We start from the raw sequence: 20,484 nt of genomic DNA, 5'->3' as shown, positions 1-20,484 counted from the left end.
ATCAGGACCTCGTGAGCATGGCCGGCGTATACTGGAGCTTGACGGAGAGGAACGTATTAATGGCTTCCATAGCCATTTCCACAGCCGCTATTTCCCCTGTGATCACAAGCGATCCCGTAAATCGATCCAAGTAACCTAGGCCGACATCCGCTGCCTTGGTTGCAATGTCTGCAGCAATAATGGAGGTTTCTGTTGGTGTAAGGGTGAGAATTCCGATGGCCCCTGCATCCTGTATCCCTAATTTCGTATACAGGAGCGGATCAGGATTCGCAATGACATGGGCTAAGGTAACTTGCTTACCAGGCACATACTCTTGAACCACTCTTTGCTTCGTATCAGTCATGTTCTTCGCCCCCCTCTGTATCGAACGATAACTTCACATCACCAAGTTCAATGCCATCCACAATGCCGACCACGATGGCATCAATAGGCACGTTCCGTCCATCGAACAGCATGCGAGCAGGATTCCCTCGGGATACAATGACATGTTCACCGATCCCTGCACCAATTCGATCCGCTGCAATCATCGTGCTTCCCTGCGCCCGGCCATTGAAGTCTAATGGCTGAATGAGCAGCAGCTTCAATTGATCCATGCCGGCTTCCTTATGAGTCGCCCATACGCTCCCCATCACTTTACCCAGCACCATCGAATGTCACCTCATCCACAATCCGCAGCTCAGCGCGCTGATCTCGGATCACATCCCTTGCTAACGGGGATATCAAGGTACCGCGTGCTACAGTGACTACCCGGTCACGGTTGGATTGAAGTATGCGTGCTGCATCGGAGGCGGTTAACAGCCTCGCTGAGAACACCGTGCTCGCGGGGCTAGACATCGAATGTTCGGGCTGACCCGGAAGAACTGCCGTCACAACTTGATAAGGCAGTTCTTGAAAGCTGGCGATGTGCATCCCTAGTTCTTGAAGCTGTTGAATCGTAGCGCGGTATCGCCGTTCATAGGCTGGGGGCAGTCCTGTCACTTGCAGCGTACGCCGATTCGCTTGCGTCATCCCGCTCCCGTCGATGCGAGTGAACACCGGTTTACCGAGAATCAGCCCCGCCTGCACCAATTCCGACTCCACGGAACCAAGGATGCCATGGAGAATTCGGGATGCCTGATCCAAGTCCAACTCCGGAACGATGATTGCCGCATAAGATTGCGGCAGTTCCGTAGGAGACGGGGCTTGCTCATCCATCGCGATGCAGTTCCCCGCTCCGGTTGATTCAATACACTGCTTCCCCAGCCAGCCAGCGTTTTCTCCATCCAAAACGAGAAGATCATATCGGATGCCTGCTTGCTTCAATACGACGAAATGATCCAAATAGCGATCTGCCGCTTGCGAATCATCCAATACATATAGCACTTGCGGAGACGGCATAACGTCCGTCGGGATCGAGCGCAATAACTCACGAACGAGCCGTTCCACGGTCTGCGTCAAGTCCAATCGGTTCGCCTCCTTAGCTAAATTGATCCTGAAATGCGATTCTTTCTACGAAATCTCCCGTCCTTAATCCCGCGGCATTGGCTTCATCCAGATCGATGTGAAAATCGAGCGAATACCGCTCATGCACCCTAACGATGACCTGAGGAAATAGGATGCGACGGGATCGATCCGACGGAGTTTCTACAACGATCGTATCGCCATTCTGAACTTGAAAATGCGCCGCATCCAAGATAGACATATGTACATGGCACTCCGCAACAATGACCCCATGGCTTAATTCGAGCGTTCCCTGAGGTCCGACGAGCACCGCTCCGGGTGTACCCGCTACATTTCCGGATAACCTAACCGGTGCATGAATTCCCAAGAGATACCCATCGGTTCGCGAGATTTCTACTTGCGTCTCTGCTCGCGAAGGCCCCAACACACGCACACGTTGAATCTCTCCTCGCGGGCCCTGAAGGGTGACCGTTTCAATCGCTGCATACTGGCCCGGCTGAGATAATGCCCGATCAGGTGTTAGCGTATATCCTGGACCGAACAAACACTCAACGTGAGCACGAGATAAATGGACATGCCGATTCGATACGCCAACAGGAATAAGGGGGTAGACCGAGGGTGCATTTAACGTCCTTCCAGATGACTTTACCGATGTTTCTATACGAATCCCGCGTGATTTCAAAAAATCCGCTGCCGCCGGCGTTAACTTTTCTTCCGCCTGCAAAATAAACGGGTTCGGGATGCCTTTTGCGAGCATGGCCCGTAATCGAGTCTCCGTCACGATTCCCATATCGCCTCACGTTAGCCTTCTAACTTGGGCAAAATATGCTCGATATCGCTGTGCGGACGCGGAATGACATGCACGGAGATCAATTCTCCGACCTTCTCCGCAGCCGCAGCCCCGGAATCTGTCGCCGCTTTCACGGCACCCACGTCCCCCCGCACCATCACCGTCACTAACCCGCCGCCTACATGCACTTTGCCGACTAACTTAACGTTGGCTGCTTTGACCATCGCATCGGCCGCTTCCACTGCACCGACCAGCCCTTTCGTCTCAATCATTCCTAATGCCGACCATTCTCCTGCCATTTGAACGCCTCCTTAAATAAATTCCGTGTGAAGGACATGCCATGTACCCCCATTTTATGAACGTTGCACTTCTGCTAGCACTCTTTTCACGATTTCCATGACGGTTTCCCGCGTGATGTGCGTCTGATCAGATAGCGCTTCCTGAACGTGGATTCCCACGCTCTCGGTTGTCACAGGAAGTTCGCGAATACCGTAAGCTACCCGTTTCACATTCATTAGATGCTGGGGTCCAATATTATCGGACGTAATGTTATTGCCGAAGGAGCCGCATCCTAATGTCAATGACGGCATAAGCCCTGTGGTCATCCCGATTCCTCCGAATGTCGTCCCTGCATTCACCACGATTCGGGAAGCCGGCTGCTCCATACCGAACTTCTCGACAACGCCCGCATCCTCTGCATGAATCCCAAGCGTATGCCCTAACCCGCCAAGTTCTAACAGCTTCTTGCAATAAGCAGCTCCTTGTTGAACGTCTTGCACCGTATAGAGCGCCAGAATAGGACACAGCTTCTCCAACGAGAACGGAAAAGACTTCCCGACCTCAGTCTCTTCCGCTATAAGTACGGCGGTATCCGAAGGAATCGCTAATCCTGCCATCTCAGCGATAATTTGCGGAGTCTTGCCTACAATCTGTGCATTCAACCCTCCGCCGGGAGCGAGAATCAACCTTCCAATCCGGTCCTTCTCCATCGTAGAGAGCATATAAGCTCCTCGTCTTACGAACGCATCAACAAGCTGAGCTTTGACGCGTTGATCGACTACGATGGCCTGCTCTGAGGCACATATGGTGCCATAATCAAAGGTTTTGCTCCGAAGAATGGCTTCGGCGGCCTGCTCCACGTTTGCGCTTGAATGCACGAAAACAGGAACATTGCCAGGCCCTACGCCATAAGCCGGCTTCCCGGAGCTATAAGCCGCCTTGACCATCGCCGTCCCGCCGGTGGCAAGGATGACATCCGTGGAACGATGCGTCATCAACTCTCTGCTCGCGTCCAATGTGGGAATTCTCAGACATTGGATACTGAATGCCGGGGCTCCGGCGCGCTCCACTGCCTTCTGCATGCGCTGCGCGGCTTCCAAGGAACATCGCTTCGCTCCCGGGTGAGGGCTAAATACGATGGCATTACGAGCTTTTAATGCGATCATGGCTTTGAACATGACGGTGGACGTCGGGTTCGTCGAAGGTACGATTCCCGCCACGATGCCAACAGGTTGGGCAATCTCCCATACCTTCAGCTCCTCATCCCGATGAATCATGCCGACCGTTCTCATCGGTTGAATCGCCGGGTAGATATGGTCTGCCACGAACAAATTTTTCATGGTCTTATCCGGGACATTCCCGAACCCCGTCTCTTCTACCGCCAATTCGGCTAGATCAGCGGCAGATTTTCGCGCCTCTTGTGCCATTTCTCCCACAATCGCATCGATTTGCTCCTGATTCATCTCCGCGATGAGGGATTGAGCTTCCTTGGCACGTTGCAGCGCGTCGCGAACTTCTTGAATCGATAATAAATCCGTGTCGATCTCCTTCATCTCGTCGTGGGCACCCCCTAATCGGAATCACCTAACAGCCGGGCTCGCAGCTGTGAATCAGGTCTTGCGATGACATGGGTGTGCAGCAGCTTGCCTACACGTTCTGCCGCACTACGTCCCGCATCCACCGCAGCTTGCACAGAGGATACATCTCCTACGAGATACAGCGTTACGATCCCCGCATCCACCATCTCATAGGTCATGACGCGCACATCTGCTGCCTTCGTCGCTGCGTCCGCAGCTGCAATCAAGGCTGGAATCCCCCAAGTCTCAATCATCCCCAATGCTTCCTGTTTACTGCTCATCGATGACCTCCTCCTGACCCCAGCGTGATACCATGCGGGGTCAAGACAACCTCTTTTACCGCAGACTGAAAAGCTTGCGCCGCAGCCATGCAGGCCGACTGGCTCCCTGTTAGTAATCCACCGGCAAAGTTCGTCTCCGTCGGTGGTCCGTAAAATGTCTGGAGCTTCACATCCGCAGCCTTCAAGGCGGCATCCAGTCCGACCATGGCTTCGAGCGGCGGAGCTATGAGATACGCAATCGGATCCCCTTCAGGAATTCCCGCAACCCCGGATAAATAACGGCCTGATCGCGAAATGACGTGTGCATAATACGCATGGGTACCTTCCTCATTCAGCGCATAGAAACACGCGCCATGCTCCATCACTTCCATGGCAGCCGCGAGCCCACTCTCCACTTCGGCAGGCGTTGCCCCTCCGATGATGCCGATGAACTCACCAGACAGCGGTCCCGATGCATGACCCGAACCTGCATAAAAGGACTTTGCATACACGACATCTACGGCTGCACGTTTCGTCGCTTCATCAATCGCGGTATAACCGACATCGTCTATGCTGGAAGTGATCAAGCCTAAGCTGCGAATTGAAGTATCTAGCGGAAGATGACGCGCCAATCCCGCATCTACATTAGGGATCATACGCACCGCTAAAGGTATGGCTCGAATGGGTTGACCGATCACGAATCCTCAACTCCAATCTCTTGATTTAGTTGTAATAAAAAAACGCCAAGCTTCATGAACCTCTTCTGCAGAGAGATTCATGATTCTTGGCGTCTTTGCCATCATAATGAACTTGTATTATCAACATATGACGGACAGTCCTGAATATTCCTTGAACATCCATAAAAACGGACGAATAAATTACCTTTTCCCAGGGTCGTACGGTTCTCCAAGGGCGCTTGGTCCGCTGGAACGTCCAACGGCGAAGAGCAAGACCAGCAAGGTTAACAAGTATGGAAGCATGTAGAATACTTCCGTCGGAATGTTACTGGCCCAATCATAGATGACGACCTGGTCCTTCAGTGCTTGCGCAAATCCGAAGAAGATCGCAGCCCCGAATGCACCTACCGGATTCCACTTCCCGAAAATTACCGCGGCAAGCGCGATAAAGCCTTGGCCTGAAATCGTGTTCTGCGCGAAGCTGCTATTCGCTGTTAAGGCCACTGTAGCCCCACCTAATGCAGCCACCGATCCCCCAACGAGGATGGATAATGTACGAAGACGGTTTACCTTCACACCTGCTGTATCCGCGGCTCCTGGGTGTTCCCCAACCGCGCGCATCCGTAAGCCAAGCGGCGTCTTGTACATCACGAACCATACCACGAAGACGAAGATATAGGCGATAAAGGTCGTTGGATAGGCTGTGAAGAACGCATTCCCAAGGAACGGAATGTCACTTAAGAATGGGATAGACCATTTATGAAATACATGATCAATGATCGGTGTTTCCGCTGCACCTTCGAACAACAGCTTTACCATGAAGAAGGTGGAGCTTGCCGCAAGCAAGTTGACGACAATCCCGCTTATGACTTGATTCGCTTTAAATTTGATCGAAGCGAGTGCGTGAATGCCGGAGAAGATAAGGGTGAAGATCATCGCGCCGAGCAGACCCAGCCAAGGCGATGCACCGCCAAGCCCTGCACTTTCTGCATAATGCGTCGTTATCGCTGCAGAGAAGGCTCCCGAGACCATAAATCCTTCAAGTCCCAAGTTAATGACACCTGTCCGTTCGACGATGACCCCGCCGAGTGAGGCAAAGATCAATGCCGTGGCAAACACGAATGTTCCATTCAGTAGATTTGCTAGAATATCCATGTGTTACCCCTCCTCTCGCTTCGATTTGCGTTTGAACATCTTGATGAACATCCGGATAGCACCTGGCGCAGCCGCGAAGAAGATGATGATACTGATAACCATCTTAATAACTTCCGGCGGTACATCGGCACCAAAGCTCATCCCTTGTGCACCATAATATAATGCACCGAATAGTGTTGAGGATAAGAATACGCCTAACGCGCTGTTCATACCGAGCAAGGCTACCGCGATACCGTCGAATCCGGTTCCTGAAGTATTGGCTGCAATCGCCATGTACTTAAATACACCGAGTACTTCGAATGTACCAATTAAACCGCCAATCGCACCGGAGATGAAGAACGTACGGATCGCAATGCTGGATACGTTCATCCCTGCATATTCCGCTGCATGCTTATTGTAACCAACCGCACGCAACTCATAGCCCCACTTCGTGCGATTCATGTAATAGTAATAACCGATAAGAATAAAGATCACGATGAAGAATCCCCAGTGGATCCGTGCGCCGTTAAATAGATCTGATAACCACTGAATCTGGATGCTAGCGGAGTCATGGATCATTTGCGAACGTGAAGTGCCCGCTTCAGCCATGAACGCTTTAATCGTAATATGACTGATATATAAGGCAATCCAGTTCAACATAATACAGGAGATAACTTCATTCAGTCCCCGCTTCACCTTAAATATAGCGACGAGCGCGCCCCAGATCCCGCCGAACAAAGCGCCGACGATAATTGCGACAATCCCATGGATGATAGGCGGCAAATCAATCATGTTCCCCACCATCAAAGCCCCGAGAGATCCCATCACGATCTGTCCCTCAACCCCGATGTTGAACATCCCACCGCGGAAGGCAATGGCAACAGCAAGACCCGCAAGGATCAACGGCACAATTTGACGCAGCGTTTCGCCGACATCATAGACACTGCCGAAAATCTTCTGTACCAACGATGAATACGCAAGCAATGGATCATACCCACCGATGAGCATGACGATCGCTCCAATCACAATCCCAATCACAATCGAAATGATCGGAATCCAGACCGATTCTTGACGCAGGAGTCTTTTCAAATTATTCAATTGGAATCGCCTCCTTGTCGTCTACCCGCCATCATCAACCCGAGCTCTTGATCATTGGTCTGATCTGGATAGGTTTCCCCTACGATTTGACCGTTGAAGAGCACGATAATTCGATCGGCTACGTTCATAATTTCTTCTAATTCAAAGGATACGAGAAGTACCCCTTTACCATTATTTCGTTCTGCAATAAGCTCCTTATGAACGAACTCTATGGCCCCAACGTCCAAGCCGCGAGTTGGTTGTGCGGCAATCAATACTTTCGGACGACGATCGATTTCCCGCGCAATAATCAACTTCTGCTGATTACCACCGGACATCGCGCGTACAGGAACATCAAGACCAGGAATACGGATATCGAAGGATTTTACGTACTTCTCAGCTAGCGATACCGCTGCATTGTGGTCCATCAGACCGCCTTTTGTTAATTCTGGCTTGTAATATGTCTGTAAGATCGCATTCTCAGGAACCGTAAAATCCAACACGAGACCGTGCTTATGCCGATCCTGTGGAATATGCGACATGCCTGATTGACCCACGACACGAGGTGTCTTGTTCACGACATTTACGCCGTCCAAGTCAATCTCACCCTCTTCAACGCGCCGCATGCCGGTTAAAGCTTCGATTAACTCGGCTTGACCGTTCCCGTCAACCCCGGCAACACCAACAATCTCGCCTGCGCGAACTTGGAAGGATAGACCGTCTACCGCCATCTGACCATTGTCTCCACGAACTTTTAAGTCCTTCACGGACAGAATCGGTTGCTTCGGATCCGCTGCAGATTTATCGGTCTTAAACCGAACTTCACGGCCCACCATTTTTTCTGCTAATTCTCGAGGACTCGAATCCTTAACAACGACGGAGTCGATCACGCGACCTCGACGAATGATCGTACAGGTATCCGCAACCTCCATAATTTCCTTCAGCTTGTGCGTGATAATAATAATAGACTTTCCTTCACTTGCAAGCCGTTTCATAATTGCGAGCAACTCGGTAATCTCTTGGGGTGTCAGCACAGCTGTCGGCTCATCCAGAATCACGATATCTGCGCCGCGGTATAACGTTTTCAAGATTTCTACCCGTTGCTGCATCCCTACTGAAATATTCTCAATCTTTGCAGAAGGATCCACGTTCAAGCCATACTGCTCCGATAATTGGCGTATTTTGGATGAAGCGCTTTTCAAGTCTGTTCTCAGGCCGGATTTCGGTTCCATGCCGAGAATAATATTTTCTGTTACGGTAAAAGGCTGTACTAGCTTAAAATGTTGATGGACCATCCCAATCCCGAGATCAATAGCCCGGTTCGGGGTATCCATAAGAACTTCTTGTCCGTTGACCCAAATAGAACCTTCCGTTGGTTGATACAATCCGAATACGATATTCATTAATGTCGATTTGCCGGCACCATTCTCACCCAGTAATGCATGAATTTCGCCCTTCTTCAAGGCAAAGCTGATGTCTTCATTCGCGACCACTTCACCAAAACGCTTTGTGATTCCTTTAAGCTCCAATACCGTTTCAGGTTGCGCCATTAGACTTTTCTCCTTCCTGCTTCAGAAACGTCCCCCCGCAGATTAGAGGCGAGGGGAGCTTCTTGGTTCAATCAGTTCAGTTCGATCTTCTACTTGGTTGGAATTGTAATTTCACCGTTAATGATTTTCGTACGGTATTCTTCTACTTTCTTCAAGACATCTGCTGGAACGTTTTTGGAGGATGTTGGCGCAATGTCTACACCGTTCTCTTTAAGTCCCATGTTTGTTACTTTACCGCCTGGGAAGTTGCCTTCCGCTAATTGTTTGGAAATTTCATAGACAGCAACGTCTACTTTTTTGATCATGGACGTAAGTGTTACTTCATCGCCAAAAGTTAAGGATTGGTCTTTATCTACACCGATAACCCATACTTTTTGACCTTTAGCTACGCGCTCTTTAGCTTCGTTAAATACACCGTTACCTGTCAAACCGGAAGCGTGGAAAATAATATCTACGCCATCATTGTACATCGTAGCTGCTGCGGATTTACCCATATCCACACGTGTAAATTGTCCTGTGTAGTTCACGATTAATTTCGCATCCGGATTTACCGCTTTGATACCTTCACGGAAACCAGCTGCAAAACGTTGGATTGGAGGAATTTCCATCCCGCCGACAAAGCCCACTTTATTGGTCTTCGTCATCAATCCAGCGATAACCCCTACCAAGTAAGCACCCTCTTGTTCTTTGAAGGATACGGCTGCAACGTTTGGTACTTCAATTGAGGAATCAATGATACCAAGCTTTGCATTTGGATTTTCTTTCGCGATCGTTGTTACAGCATCATCAAGCGTAAATGCAGTTGCCCACGTCAGATCATAGCCGCCTTTTACGAATTGGTTCAAGCTTGGAATAACGTCAGCGTCTTGTTTTGGCTCCAAATATTTTACGTCATAGCCCATATCGGCTTTTAACTTCTGCAATCCTTCCCAAGCATTTTGGTTAAAGGATTTATCGTTAACACTGCCTAAGTCCGTAACCATACCAACTTTTAGCTTTTTGCCGCCAGTTTCTGGTGCAGTGCCACCTTCGCCTTTGGAACTTTTCGCGCCGCATGCCGTTAACGCCATGGTTACCATCAATACGAATACGAGCACAAGATTCATTTTTTTCTTCATCTGTTGACCCTCCAACATATATTTTTGTGTAAATATATTTTCATTAACCGCGACGAACATGGTTCAACCTTGAATTTCAGCCGCATCACGGTCATAATGAACAGTAGTTACTTACAGAAAGCTTGTCCCATGACCCTTAAAATCAACCTTAAAATTATCAGAGATTGTGGCTGCCAAATCTGCAAATGTGCTGCGAACGCCGATGGACGCTGTTTTCCCTTGAAACTTCGGACTGTAGGCTAACACAGGAACATATTCGCGGGTATGGTCGGTTCCTGCATGTATAGGATCATTGCCGTGATCAGCTGTAATAATTAAGAGATCCTCTTCGCCGAGCGTAGCAAGCAGCTCAGGTACATACCGATCAAACTCTTCCAAACAAGCAGCATACCCTTCAGGATCCCGACGATGCCCATACAAGGAATCAAAATCAACGAGGTTTGTAAATAACATGCCGTTAAAATCCGTTTTTAAATATTCGATGGTTTTGAGAATGCCGTCTTCATTGCTTTTGGTTGGTGTCGCTTCTGTGATCCCTTCACCTGAGAAAATATCATTGATTTTCCCAACGGCGATCACATCATATCCGCCATCCTTCAACGCATTCAACACGGTCCGTCCGGATGGAGCTAGTGCATAGTCGTGACGGTTCGGCGTTCTCTTGAAGCTTCCAGGCGTGCCTACATATGGTCGAGCAATGACACGACCTACGGCAACCGGCTCTTCCAAGGTCATTTCACGAGCAATCTTACAAGCGCGATACAATTCCTCTAGTGGAATGATTTCTTCATGCGCTGCAAGTTGGAATACGCTATCCCCTGATGTATAGACAATCCAAGCACCCGTGCGCATTTGCTCTTCACCGTACTCATCTAGAATATCTGTCCCGGATGCCGGTTTGTTACCAAGCACTTTACGACCTGTCTTAGCTTCGAATTCTTGAATAAAATCTGCTGGGAACCCATTGGGATAGACATCAAAAGGAATCGTCACGTTCAAGCCCATCAGCTCCCAATGACCTGTCATCGTGTCTTTACCGACCGATGTTTCAGCCATCTTACCGTACATAGCCTGCGGCTCTTGAACCGGTGGAACGGTAGAGATCGGCGCGATATTCCCTAAACCTAGCTGCTGCATATGCGGCAACTTCATGGTCGGCACACGCTCCGCAATATGTCCGAGGGTGTGGGAACCTGTATCACCGAATTTATTCGCATCAGGCAATTCGCCAATGCCTACGCTGTCGAGCACAATGGTGCAAATTCGTTTGAAAGTCATATTTCATCACTACTCCTGTGTTTATATTTGCCTATATTTCATGGAAAAATGTTAGGCTTCGCAATTATTCTGCAATGCCATGAAAATTTGAAAGTGAGGACATCTATGATGATTACGGATATAAGAAATATTTCAATTTTTCAAGACCTTTCGGATGAAGCGGTTGAACGCATCATGCCCATGCTGAGAAAACGGCAATTCCGCAAAAATCAAGTCATCATCTACGAAGGAGATCGCAGCGGCGATGTCTTCATTATTCGATCGGGATCGATCAAAGTGTATAGTTTATTAGAAGACAAGGAAATCATATATGGTGTCGCCTTCCCAGGCCATGTCGTCGGGGAGATTGAGGCCATCCATTATGATGATTACCGCATTGCCTCCATTGCCGCGATGGAAGCCGTACACACTTGGTATTTGAAGAAAAAAGATTTCTTAGCCATCGTGGAAGAGTATCCAAGCGTGTTGCGACGCTCCTACTGGCTGCTCGTGGAGAGCATGCGGATTCTCAACCGTAAAGCCCAATATATCTCCTTTCTTGACACGCGCTTGAAGACGGCAAATCTCGTTTATGACATGTATTGTAACCTTGGGCAGAAGTTGGAATCTGAATCCGCTTACATTATCAACTACAAATTGACACATCATGTCATTGCCAACATGGTTGGCGTGACCCGAGAGTCTGTCTCTAAAGTACTTAAAGATTTTCAAGATGAAGGCATCATCTCGATTGAACACAAAACCATCAAAATTCTCGACCTACCCCAACTTCGCACCATTTGCGATGGTGTCAGCTATATTTCGCCGAGTCAGCGAACGTGGTACTCAACTGCTGGGAACAACTCGATTATAGATGGTCTTGGCAAGAAGTTCAGTTAAACGCTACACTGTTTTTTTGTAATCTACTTCACAGAAAACCGATGGCTTGTATTACGGATTTTTCACAACGGGTATGTTAGGGTATAGGAGTAAAACGTTTTCATAATTCAAAAGGTTGAAAATTTGTGAGGAGGTACGATTCAATGAGTGTACATTTAGAAGCAAAAAAAGGTGAAATAGCACCGGTAGCATTAATGCCTGGAGATCCGCTACGCGCGAAATATATTGCTGAAACATTCTTGGAAAATGCGAAATGTCATAACCAAGTACGCGGTATGCTTGGCTACACAGGGACTTACAAAGGTAAACCTGTATCCATTCAAGGGTCCGGTATGGGGGTTCCCTCCTTCGCGATCTACGCAACAGAATTAATTCAAGATTATGATGTGAAGACAATTATCCGTATCGGAACATGCGGTGCGATTCAACATGATGTGCAACTGCGCGACGTTCTGATTGCTCAAGCGGTATGTACGGATTCTTCCATCAATACGAACCGTTTCCCTGGATATACATTCGCTCCGATCGCTAACTTTGATCTGATCAAAACAGCTTATGATATCGGTGTTGAGAAGAAATTAAACCTTCGCGTTGGGAACATCTTGTCTTCTGACATCTTCTATACAGAGGACTACAATAAAGAAACCATGTTGAAGCTTGGCGCATACGGCGTGTTGGCCGTTGAAATGGAGACAGCCGCATTGTACACCTTAGCCGCGAAGCATCAAATCAACGGTCTAGCCATGTTCACGGTAAGTGACCATATCCTTACGGGTGAAGCTACGACCTCCGAAGAGCGTCAATTGACGTTCAACGACATGATTGAAGTGGCATTGGAAACAGCGATCCGTCAAGGATAATGCTGTCTTATAAGGAAGAGCCCGATTCTTGGAATCGGGCTTTTTTATTTTGTACATAAATAAATTATTTGTCCAAATGCTTTAACAATGAGAGGATCATCGTTACTGCTTCGGCGCGAGTGGCTCAGTCTGCCGGTACGAAAGTGCCGTCGCCTTTCCCTTGAATCAACCCAGACTGAACCGCCGCTGCAGCAAAAGGTTTCGCCCAGTTGGCAATAAGATTCGTATCTTTGAACGATAATGCGGCATTCGCATCTATCGATTAACCGTTAGCACGTATGATGATCACTGCCATTTCTTCACGCGAAATTTGTTGATTTGCATGGAAGTTATGATCTCCGTAGCCAGTCAAAACAAAACCGAGTCGAGTCGCTTCCTGAACTGCATTCGCCGCCCAATGCTTACGCATATCTGCGAAACCCTCAGCTTGTTCCTGTTCTACAGATAGAACCGCAAACATCCCCACTTAATTAGTATGAATTGTCACACGTCCATCTTGGTATTGTCCACCTCATTTTCCATTGCAGTGTCTTCTCATCGTATCTAATGAAATAAGCTCTTTGTGTATAACGGACATGAGAGACCTTATTGTCTGCTATGCTCATTGATTAGCCGTTTTTCGGACCTAGATGCCCTTATTCCATTCGAATCATGAGTATATAGCTTATGTTTAGCATGATAAGAGCTGCTGTGTCCGTTCGCCCTGCATTTTGAGTGTTTTTGGCATAATTAAGGTCTCCTGTGTCCGTTCATTACAAGCTCCGTTCGCTGCACCCTTCGCCGCTCGCACGAACGATCATGATCATGATTAACGATTAGAATCTTTTGTGTACCTCAAATTCGTAGAAGGAATACCCATACACCGTCGCTCTTTGTATGCCCTGGAATTTCACGTATCTGGCCGTCGTTGGATTGAATCGAATGGTTTGTTTTCCGTCTATTCCTTCGATTATACCGTCATTGTCTATCACATTTGTCCATTGTTCTTTATCGCTTCCTACGAGTATTTTAAATGTTTTGGCACGCGCTGCTTCCCAATCGATGACGACCGTGTCGATCCCCTTCGTCTCGCCTTTTTCTTGAAATTTCTTCACGGTTTCCAAATGAGCTTGTAGGGCGCGAGCGTTCCCATGATTCGAAAATTCTCCCGCTTCTTCTAAACGAGTGACTAGCTTGATCATTTCGTTGGCACTCGTTGTCACTTCAATCATAAAGGATTTTTTCGTCGTGTTGCCTACCATATCTATTGCCGTAATTTCCAGTTGGTGCTTGCCGGGCTTTCCTGTTAGATCGATAGTTGTCCCCTGTTGATAGGTTCCGCGGTCAAATACAGCCTTAACATCAGCGATTCCGCTATCAGGATCTAGCGCTTCCCATGTGAAGCTGAATGGTTCCGATTCAGGTACGGTCACAGGGTTAGTATGTTGGGCGAAGTTGGTAATTTCAATATACTTTTATTTACATGGATATACATTTATTCACTTTTAAAGATTGTATTAGTAGAAAAAATAGTGCGCAAATATTGCGCAGCGCATCAAATTATGTTGCTTGCCTTCATTAGAAGCTCCCCTTTATTATGAATCCATGCGGAAGAACGGGCCCGGTAATGCCGCAATCGATCGGTGAAAGGGGAAGGTTATGAGAGCAACGAGTCAGTCGGGTAAGCGTGTCTCTTTTCGCTTACGTGAGAATATGCAGCTGTATTTGATTATGCTTCCAGTCCTGCTGCATATTTTTATTTTCAGCTATATACCGATGTACGGGATCGTAATCGCATTCCAGAATTATTACCCGGGAAAACCTTTCTTCTCATTTGAAAGCGCTAACTGGGTTGGTCTGCAGCACTTTATTGATTTTTTTAACGGCCCTTATTTCGGTAGGCTGATGCGTAACACGTTTTTACTCAGCTTTTACACGCTTGTATTCGGCTTTTGGGTGCCGATCTTGTTTGCACTTCTGCTTAACGAGCTGAAGAGCGGCATTTTCAAAAAATTCGTGCAGACGGCAAGCTACTTGCCTCACTTTATTTCCAACGTCGTCGTTGCCGGCATGGTGTTATCCTTTATCAATGCGGACGGCATCATTAATGCACTGGTCCATCTGTTCGGCGGTGAAACAACAGTGGCTTTGAATACAGAGCCAGGGTATTTCCCCGTCATCTATACGATTACGAATATATGGAAGTCTTTCGGCTGGAGCAGCATTCTGTATCTCGCATCGATGTCCAACGTCGACCCGCACATGTATGAAGCGGCCAAAATGGACGGCGCGAATCGGTTCAAGCAAATGCTTCATATAACATTGCCTTCCATTCGTCCAACGATTTTCATTCTGCTGATCTTTGCGATTGGTAATTTATTGTCAGCGAACAGCGAATTTATTCTACTTATTTATAATCCGATGGTCTATGAAACGGCAGATGTCATTGGCACCTACTTGTACCGTGACGGTCTGCTTGGCGGCAATTTCAGCTCAGGTACGGCAGTCGGACTGTTCATATCGCTCATCAATTTCTCTCTGCTGTACATTGCTAATACACTAAGCCGCAAATACTCTGATTACGCCTTATGGTAAGGGGGAATTCGATGATCACCTCGCTCCGGAGAAATCCGAACGTGATCAGGCAAGGTTCAATCTTAATCGATATTGCTTTTCTCTTGATCGCACTCATCATTTGTTTCATTACACTGTATCCTTTCTACTTCGTTATCATCATGTCCATCAGCTCGCCTCAAGAAGTAGCAGCCATGAACGTGTTCTGGTTTCCCAAAGGGTTCTTTCTCGGCTCCTACGAACTCATTATCCGCGATACCAAAATGTGGTGGGCTTACTCGAATACGCTGATATACGTTTCTGCCGGGGCGTTTCTGAATTGCCTGATGGCCATATTGGGCGCCTATCCGCTAACCGTACGCAGTCTCATGGGGCGCAAATGGGTGGTTGCCTTCATCCTGATCCCGATGTATTTCGCAGGCGGATTGATTCCATCCTACCTGCTGGTGAACCAGCTCGGTTTATACAACACCATGTTCGCCGTCATCATTCCCGGCATGGTCAGCATCTGGAACATCATTCTCGTTCGAACGTTCTTTACGACAATCCCGGAAGGATTGAAGGAATCCGCATTTATTGACGGAGCCTCCCACTGGCAGCTGCTGTTCAAAGTCATCTTGCCGATTTCCAAACCGATTATCGCAGTCATTGCCATCTATTCGATCGTCGCCATCTGGAACAGTTGGTTCGATGCACTCGTATATCTGCCGAATGAGAAGCTGCATCCACTGCAGATGTATTTGTACCGTGTCGTCGTGCAGCAATCGGTCGATTTGAAAACGCTATCGCTTCAGGATACCCGCAATGCCGTTGAGAACATGCTGTCGAACATTCAATTGAAGTATGCGATCATCGTCTTTACAACATTACCCGTTATCTTTACCTATCCGTTCTTTCAGAAGTATTTCATCAAGGGTGCGCTTCTTGGCTCATTAAAAGAATAAGACTCAAAAAATGATTTTAGGGGGAATTCGTCCATGAAGCTTTGGAAAAAAACATTCGTATCCAGTATGGCGGCAGTTCTGCTCGTCGGATCAATCACTGCTTGCAGCAGCAAAACCGATAACGGTTCGAGCGGCACGAAGCAGGAAGGCAGCGGCAGCACCACTTCTTCCGAACAAAAGGTTACGAAACTAAAAATGCTTGGCCCAGCCGGCATCAACAAATATATTAAATTCGATGATCGAGATAAATATCCGGTATGGGCAGAGATTGACAAGCTGCTGAAAAACAACGGACTAGAGCTGGACAACGAAATGGTCCCTGCAGAACAATATGAAGTGGTCCTCAAGACAAGAATGGCATCAGGGTCCAACCTTCCGGACATCGTGAACATATCGAAGCTTGATAATACGACCGTTCTGAATTTAGCGAAGCAAGGCGTACTTCTAGATCTGAACCCATTGATCGAGAAATACAGCAACGGCAACATCAAAAAAATGTATGACGTCGAGTTCCCTTATGCCAAAAAATCAACAACCTCTCCCGACGGCAAAATGTACTGGTTCAGCAATCTTCACAAGAAAACATACCAAGGCAAAGATCCCGCACCCGTCTCCCTTACCATGCTCATTCGCAAAGACTGGCTGGATAAGCTACATCTTCCGGTTCCAACAACAGCGGATGAATATTTGGAAACGCTGAAGAAATTCAGAGAACTCGACGCCAATGGCAACGGCAAGAAAGACGAAGTGCTTGTATACAATTATCCTGGCCAGTTCACTGGCGCCATTGCGCAATGGTTCGGACTCGGAACAGGCGTTACAGCGGTTGATGTCGAGAACAAAAAAGTCGTGTCTCCATGGTATCAGGAAGGCGTCAAGGATTACTTCCGTTACATGCAGCGATTAGTGAAGGAAGGCGTGCTTGACACGAGTCTCATCGAAGCAACAGGGGAGCAAAATCAACAAAAAATAACAGACAACCAGGTGGCATCCTTGCATGATTACAATCTGGAAAACTATGTAGAACCCACAATCCGTGGCGGAGGCGAATTCCTGCCGCTCATGCCGCTCAAAGCGGTTGAAGGCATCACCCCTGCCGTACAGCAGGAGCCTCATTTCCTTATTTTCAATAAATATGCCATTACAAAAGATTGTAAAGACATTGAAGCAGCCATTAAATTTTTCGATATGGTATACTCGGACAAATACGCAGATCTCATGTTCTGGGGCATTGAAGGGCAGACCTATAAAGTGGAAAGCAACGGCGCAAAAATATATCTCAACAACGGACCGGCCGAGGAACTGGCAAAAACGAAGCAAGTGACGGGCAACATGCTGATGGGAGATACGGTCTTCCCGCGCGTACAATTCTCCAACCTGGAGTTCGAGCTTTCCAGTGCGCCTAAATATAAAGCAGACAACGAACTGCAAGTACTAAATTACAAACCGTATTTTGTCAACATGAATAATAACTTCTTAGCGATCCCGGATGATAAGCAATTGGAGACAAAGACCAAAATATTAACGAACCTGAACACTTACTCCACAGAGCTTGCAACCAAGCTGGCGTTAGGTCAAAAATCGCTTGATGACTGGGATCAATATATCGCTGAATTGAAGAAGCTTGGCCTCGACCAATTGATTGAAATCGATCAACAATTGCTTGACAGGTACAATAGCATCCAGTAAGGTTTGAAAAAATAGGGAAATGGCAGACCTCATACGACATGATGGACTGCCATTTTCTTTCATAGATTTTGATGGATTCGATGCCGAAGGAGGGACGCATTTGTATAAGAACCAATTCGGAAACCGCACGTTTCGAAAAATATTTATGTCCTATACCGCCATTCTGATTATTCCCATCATCATCTTTAGCAGCTTAAACGTACACCGGAACATCCTGGAGGAGCAGCGACAGCAATATGATAAGCATACGTCGGATGCCAAGCGGATCGCGGATATGGTAGACAACAAATTAAATGAACTCAAACAATTCGGCAAAACGATGAGCAGCAAAACATGGGTTAGAAAACTCATGCAAAATACGAACGTGTATGATCAGGAATTCGATTTATTGAAAATGATTGAGCTTCGGAAAGACCTGGACAATGATGTGAATTCCATGGGCATTCTCTCCTTCGGCATGATTTATTTCCCTGAGAAACAATGGATCCTGTCTTCCATTGGCAACTTCCAGGCAGACGATTTCTTCTCGCATGTCGCCGTATTCGACCCAGCCACACAGCACACGATGCAAAGTTCCATTACCGATTTCAAAATTATGCAGCCTGTCGATTTGGGGCTATGGGATATCAAAAAACGCGTCATTCCTGTCCTTCAAAGCTTAGAGGTCGTAAACCAGCCGCGTGCTGTTTTGGTTCTTTTTATTGATAGCGCTTACTTTTCGGATTATATGCATCGTTTCGCAGGCAACGAGTTTAAGGATATTTCGATAACCTCACATCAATCGAGCATTTATCAGCAAACAAAGAACGCACAAGATAACCAAAGTACGAGTGATAAAGCTTATACGATTGCATTGCCATCCCAAGCGAGCGAATGGCAGTATGCCGTCACCTATACCGACAGCAGCGGGGTATGGATCCATAATCTGTTCAGCTCCTTGCTGGCCATTCTTATATCGATCGCCGTTGGCACCTGTTCTGCCTTTGTGTTGACTCGCATCACCTATCGCCCGCTTCACGCCCTGCTGAACAAGCTCTCGGTTGCCATTCGGTACGACGATGTGAGGAATGGGGCCGGTTCCGAATACAACTACATTGCGAAGTCTATCGACCGCTTGCTGCATGAGAACCAAGAGCTTCAACAATCCATGCAAGCATTTGAAAGCGCTGCGAGATCAAATATGTTTCTTCGCTTGCTCAAAGGTTATTTTCCAGAGGATCAGCACATGAACGGGTTGAAAAAATTCGGCATCCCTTATACGGACGATATGCATTATTGCACGATGCTGGTCAGCTTTCACGCCATTCACGATCTTTCCGATATGGCTAAAATTCGAAAAATCGAGATGATCACGATGCTGGTCGTCGAGAAAACCATGCAACGGTATCACCTGGACTATGAACTGTTCGAGATCACAAACGCAGACAAAGCGCTGATCGTATCCTCGAAAAATCCTTTTGGAGATGATGGGGTGATCGAACAGATCGCTTCCGAAGTTGCGGCTGAAATGGAACAGAACTGCGGGTTTCATCTGGACGTCTTGCATGGCACGGTGGAACAAGGTCTTGTAGGTATTAGCAAATCCTATTATGTAGCCCATGAACGTTTGCAGTATATGTTATTTTCACGCGGACATATACGCACGATACAAGAAGAAACAATCCAACATGAAGTCGATTTTTATTATCCTACCGACTGGGAAGTTCAGCTCATTAACAACCTGAAGATCGGAAACCTTGACACGTCGATGCATATTCTTCAAGAAATAAGCAGCGAGAATGAGAAACGCCAACTATCGAAGCACAGTACGGTTCGTCTAGTCTCGCTATTAATGGAGACGATGCTCCGCGTGCTTCACGAGGTGAATCTCGATACGGGCATATACGCCAAACAATTCGCCAGTATGGTAAGCGCAGGGAACACCACGGCCATGTGGAGCTATGTGTTTGAAGTAGGGACTTTACTATGCGAACGAAATCGGTATTCCAATACATCGTCCACGATGGAGGTTGGCAGCAAATTGCTGCTCTACGTCAATGAGAACTATACTAGCGCCGACGTATCGTTAAAAAACCTAGGGGAATTGTTTCAAATGTCGGCTTCTAGCGTTTCCAAGCTTTTCAAAGAAGTGACAGGCATCAATTTTTACGATTATTTATGCCGGTTACGAATGGAAATGGCCAAAGAATTACTTCGCGAGAAAAAATGCAGAATCGATGATATCGCTCATCGGGTCGGTTACGAAAATGTATACTCCTTCAAACGTGCCTTTACTCGGTACGAGGGGATTAAACCGGATGAATACGTACAGTTGGCGATTTGAGCGGAAATCAAAGAACCTCCCTCACCCCTGCTTCCATAGGAAACAAAGGTAAAGAA

At 47.5% G+C, this 20,484-nt stretch carries 22 protein-coding genes; 6 read left to right on the top strand and 16 right to left on the bottom strand.

Translation table 11 applies throughout. The features are described 5' to 3' along the window. Position 1 precedes the first annotated feature (1 nt). From eutS to deoB, 13 genes are all read right to left on the bottom strand, one after another. Positions 2-343, bottom strand: coding sequence for an ethanolamine utilization microcompartment protein EutS (gene eutS, locus BVG16_RS05960; protein ID WP_078497624.1), 342 nt, complete (start codon positions 341-343; stop codon positions 2-4). Then, positions 336-647, bottom strand: coding sequence for a EutN/CcmL family microcompartment protein (locus BVG16_RS05955; RefSeq protein ID WP_078497623.1), 312 nt, complete (start codon positions 645-647; stop codon positions 336-338). The genes eutS and BVG16_RS05955 overlap by 8 nt, the downstream gene beginning before the upstream one ends. Then, positions 634-1,443: a hypothetical protein gene (locus BVG16_RS05950; RefSeq protein ID WP_078497622.1), complete on the bottom strand. Its 810-nt coding sequence runs from the start codon at positions 1,441-1,443 to the stop codon at positions 634-636. The genes BVG16_RS05955 and BVG16_RS05950 overlap by 14 nt, the downstream gene beginning before the upstream one ends. Before the next feature lie 13 nt (positions 1,444-1,456). Further along, positions 1,457-2,230 carry a phosphate propanoyltransferase gene (gene pduL / locus BVG16_RS05945; protein WP_078497621.1) on the bottom strand — a complete coding sequence of 258 codons (774 nt, stop codon included), beginning with the start codon at positions 2,228-2,230 and terminating at the stop codon, positions 1,457-1,459. Positions 2,231-2,241: 11 nt separating this feature from the next. Continuing rightward, complete coding sequence (gene eutM, locus BVG16_RS05940) at positions 2,242-2,529, bottom strand: ethanolamine utilization microcompartment protein EutM (RefSeq protein WP_078497620.1); 288 nt, start codon at positions 2,527-2,529, stop codon at positions 2,242-2,244. A 54-nt stretch (positions 2,530-2,583) separates the two neighbouring features. Continuing rightward, positions 2,584-4,062: an acetaldehyde dehydrogenase (acetylating) gene (locus BVG16_RS05935; RefSeq protein ID WP_078497619.1), complete on the bottom strand. Its 1,479-nt coding sequence runs from the start codon at positions 4,060-4,062 to the stop codon at positions 2,584-2,586. Between the two features lie 17 nt (positions 4,063-4,079). Beyond that, complete coding sequence (locus BVG16_RS05930; RefSeq protein ID WP_078497618.1) at positions 4,080-4,367, bottom strand: BMC domain-containing protein; 288 nt, start codon at positions 4,365-4,367, stop codon at positions 4,080-4,082. Next, positions 4,364-5,041 carry an ethanolamine utilization microcompartment protein EutL gene (eutL, locus tag BVG16_RS05925; RefSeq protein ID WP_078497969.1) on the bottom strand — a complete coding sequence of 226 codons (678 nt, stop codon included), beginning with the start codon at positions 5,039-5,041 and terminating at the stop codon, positions 4,364-4,366. The genes BVG16_RS05930 and eutL overlap by 4 nt, the downstream gene beginning before the upstream one ends. A 183-nt stretch (positions 5,042-5,224) precedes the next feature. After that, positions 5,225-6,178, bottom strand: coding sequence for an ABC transporter permease (locus BVG16_RS05920; RefSeq protein ID WP_078497617.1), 954 nt, complete (start codon positions 6,176-6,178; stop codon positions 5,225-5,227). A gap of 3 nt (positions 6,179-6,181) precedes the next feature. Further along, on the bottom strand, positions 6,182-7,255 hold the full coding sequence (locus BVG16_RS05915; RefSeq protein WP_078497616.1) for an ABC transporter permease: 1,074 nt from the start codon (positions 7,253-7,255) through the stop codon (positions 6,182-6,184). Next, positions 7,252-8,784 (bottom strand): ABC transporter ATP-binding protein, encoded by a 1,533-nt coding sequence (locus BVG16_RS05910; RefSeq protein ID WP_078497615.1) that lies wholly within the window; start codon positions 8,782-8,784, stop codon positions 7,252-7,254. The genes BVG16_RS05915 and BVG16_RS05910 overlap by 4 nt, the downstream gene beginning before the upstream one ends. Before the next feature lie 89 nt (positions 8,785-8,873). Further along, the gene (locus BVG16_RS05905) at positions 8,874-9,902 is read right to left on the bottom strand and encodes a BMP family lipoprotein (RefSeq protein WP_078497614.1); all 1,029 of its coding nucleotides are present in this window, start codon (positions 9,900-9,902) and stop codon (positions 8,874-8,876) included. A gap of 111 nt (positions 9,903-10,013) precedes the next feature. Next, positions 10,014-11,180 (bottom strand): phosphopentomutase, encoded by a 1,167-nt coding sequence (gene deoB / locus BVG16_RS05900; protein WP_078497613.1) that lies wholly within the window; start codon positions 11,178-11,180, stop codon positions 10,014-10,016. Between the two features lie 105 nt (positions 11,181-11,285). Between deoB and BVG16_RS05895 the strand changes: the two genes are divergently transcribed. After that, complete coding sequence (locus tag BVG16_RS05895; protein ID WP_233146900.1) at positions 11,286-12,059, top strand: Crp/Fnr family transcriptional regulator; 774 nt, start codon at positions 11,286-11,288, stop codon at positions 12,057-12,059. Positions 12,060-12,202: 143 nt separating this feature from the next. Continuing rightward, positions 12,203-12,919, top strand: a complete 717-nt coding sequence (gene deoD / locus BVG16_RS05890) for a purine-nucleoside phosphorylase (RefSeq protein ID WP_078497612.1) — start codon at positions 12,203-12,205, stop codon at positions 12,917-12,919. A gap of 124 nt (positions 12,920-13,043) precedes the next feature. Here the strand turns inward: deoD and BVG16_RS33960 are convergent, their stop codons facing one another. The 3 genes from BVG16_RS33960 to BVG16_RS05875 form a co-directional block, all read right to left on the bottom strand. Next, positions 13,044-13,178: an S-layer homology domain-containing protein gene (locus tag BVG16_RS33960; protein WP_078497967.1), complete on the bottom strand. Its 135-nt coding sequence runs from the start codon at positions 13,176-13,178 to the stop codon at positions 13,044-13,046. A gap of 3 nt (positions 13,179-13,181) precedes the next feature. Then, the gene (locus BVG16_RS05880) at positions 13,182-13,328 is read right to left on the bottom strand and encodes an S-layer homology domain-containing protein (RefSeq protein WP_158081628.1); all 147 of its coding nucleotides are present in this window, start codon (positions 13,326-13,328) and stop codon (positions 13,182-13,184) included. Positions 13,329-13,734: 406 nt separating this feature from the next. Then, a complete protein-coding gene (locus BVG16_RS05875) occupies positions 13,735-14,331 on the bottom strand; it encodes a discoidin domain-containing protein (RefSeq protein WP_078497610.1) in 597 nt (198 codons plus the stop codon). A gap of 226 nt (positions 14,332-14,557) precedes the next feature. Here BVG16_RS05875 and BVG16_RS05870 point away from each other — a divergent pair, with 226 nt between their 5' ends. From BVG16_RS05870 to BVG16_RS05855, 4 genes are all read left to right on the top strand, one after another. Next, on the top strand, positions 14,558-15,493 hold the full coding sequence (locus BVG16_RS05870; protein WP_078497609.1) for an ABC transporter permease: 936 nt from the start codon (positions 14,558-14,560) through the stop codon (positions 15,491-15,493). Between the two features lie 11 nt (positions 15,494-15,504). Next, the gene (locus tag BVG16_RS05865; protein WP_078497608.1) at positions 15,505-16,416 is read left to right on the top strand and encodes a carbohydrate ABC transporter permease; all 912 of its coding nucleotides are present in this window, start codon (positions 15,505-15,507) and stop codon (positions 16,414-16,416) included. Positions 16,417-16,449: 33 nt separating this feature from the next. Beyond that, positions 16,450-18,105: an extracellular solute-binding protein gene (locus tag BVG16_RS05860; RefSeq protein WP_078497607.1), complete on the top strand. Its 1,656-nt coding sequence runs from the start codon at positions 16,450-16,452 to the stop codon at positions 18,103-18,105. A gap of 100 nt (positions 18,106-18,205) precedes the next feature. Further along, positions 18,206-20,428 (top strand): helix-turn-helix transcriptional regulator, encoded by a 2,223-nt coding sequence (locus BVG16_RS05855; protein ID WP_078497606.1) that lies wholly within the window; start codon positions 18,206-18,208, stop codon positions 20,426-20,428. The last annotated feature ends 56 nt before the right edge of the window (positions 20,429-20,484 follow it).

Source organism: Paenibacillus selenitireducens (assembly GCF_002021565.1).
In the GTDB taxonomy this organism is placed as follows: Bacteria; Bacillota; Bacilli; order Paenibacillales; family Paenibacillaceae; genus Paenibacillus_K; species Paenibacillus_K selenitireducens.
The sequence above is the reverse complement of the archived record's forward strand: the minus strand, read 5'-3'. Positions and strand labels throughout refer to the sequence as shown.

Coding starts and splice junctions, on each gene's coding strand:
- eutS (WP_078497624.1), bottom strand. CDS start 343: ATGACTGATACGAAGCAAAGAGTGGTTCAAGAGTATGTGCCTGGTAAG.
- BVG16_RS05955 (WP_078497623.1), bottom strand. CDS start 647: ATGGTGCTGGGTAAAGTGATGGGGAGCGTATGGGCGACTCATAAGGAA.
- pduL (WP_078497621.1), bottom strand. CDS start 2,230: ATGGGAATCGTGACGGAGACTCGATTACGGGCCATGCTCGCAAAAGGC.
- eutM (WP_078497620.1), bottom strand. CDS start 2,529: ATGGCAGGAGAATGGTCGGCATTAGGAATGATTGAGACGAAAGGGCTG.
- BVG16_RS05935 (WP_078497619.1), bottom strand. CDS start 4,062: ATGAAGGAGATCGACACGGATTTATTATCGATTCAAGAAGTTCGCGAC.
- BVG16_RS05930 (WP_078497618.1), bottom strand. CDS start 4,367: ATGAGCAGTAAACAGGAAGCATTGGGGATGATTGAGACTTGGGGGATT.
- BVG16_RS05920 (WP_078497617.1), bottom strand. CDS start 6,178: ATGGATATTCTAGCAAATCTACTGAATGGAACATTCGTGTTTGCCACG.
- BVG16_RS05910 (WP_078497615.1), bottom strand. CDS start 8,784: ATGGCGCAACCTGAAACGGTATTGGAGCTTAAAGGAATCACAAAGCGT.
- BVG16_RS05905 (WP_078497614.1), bottom strand. CDS start 9,902: ATGAAGAAAAAAATGAATCTTGTGCTCGTATTCGTATTGATGGTAACC.
- deoB (WP_078497613.1), bottom strand. CDS start 11,180: ATGACTTTCAAACGAATTTGCACCATTGTGCTCGACAGCGTAGGCATT.
- BVG16_RS05895 (WP_233146900.1), top strand. CDS start 11,286: ATGATGATTACGGATATAAGAAATATTTCAATTTTTCAAGACCTTTCG.
- deoD (WP_078497612.1), top strand. CDS start 12,203: ATGAGTGTACATTTAGAAGCAAAAAAAGGTGAAATAGCACCGGTAGCA.
- BVG16_RS05880 (WP_158081628.1), bottom strand. CDS start 13,328: ATGCGTAAGCATTGGGCGGCGAATGCAGTTCAGGAAGCGACTCGACTC.
- BVG16_RS05870 (WP_078497609.1), top strand. CDS start 14,558: ATGAGAGCAACGAGTCAGTCGGGTAAGCGTGTCTCTTTTCGCTTACGT.
- BVG16_RS05865 (WP_078497608.1), top strand. CDS start 15,505: ATGATCACCTCGCTCCGGAGAAATCCGAACGTGATCAGGCAAGGTTCA.
- BVG16_RS05860 (WP_078497607.1), top strand. CDS start 16,450: ATGAAGCTTTGGAAAAAAACATTCGTATCCAGTATGGCGGCAGTTCTG.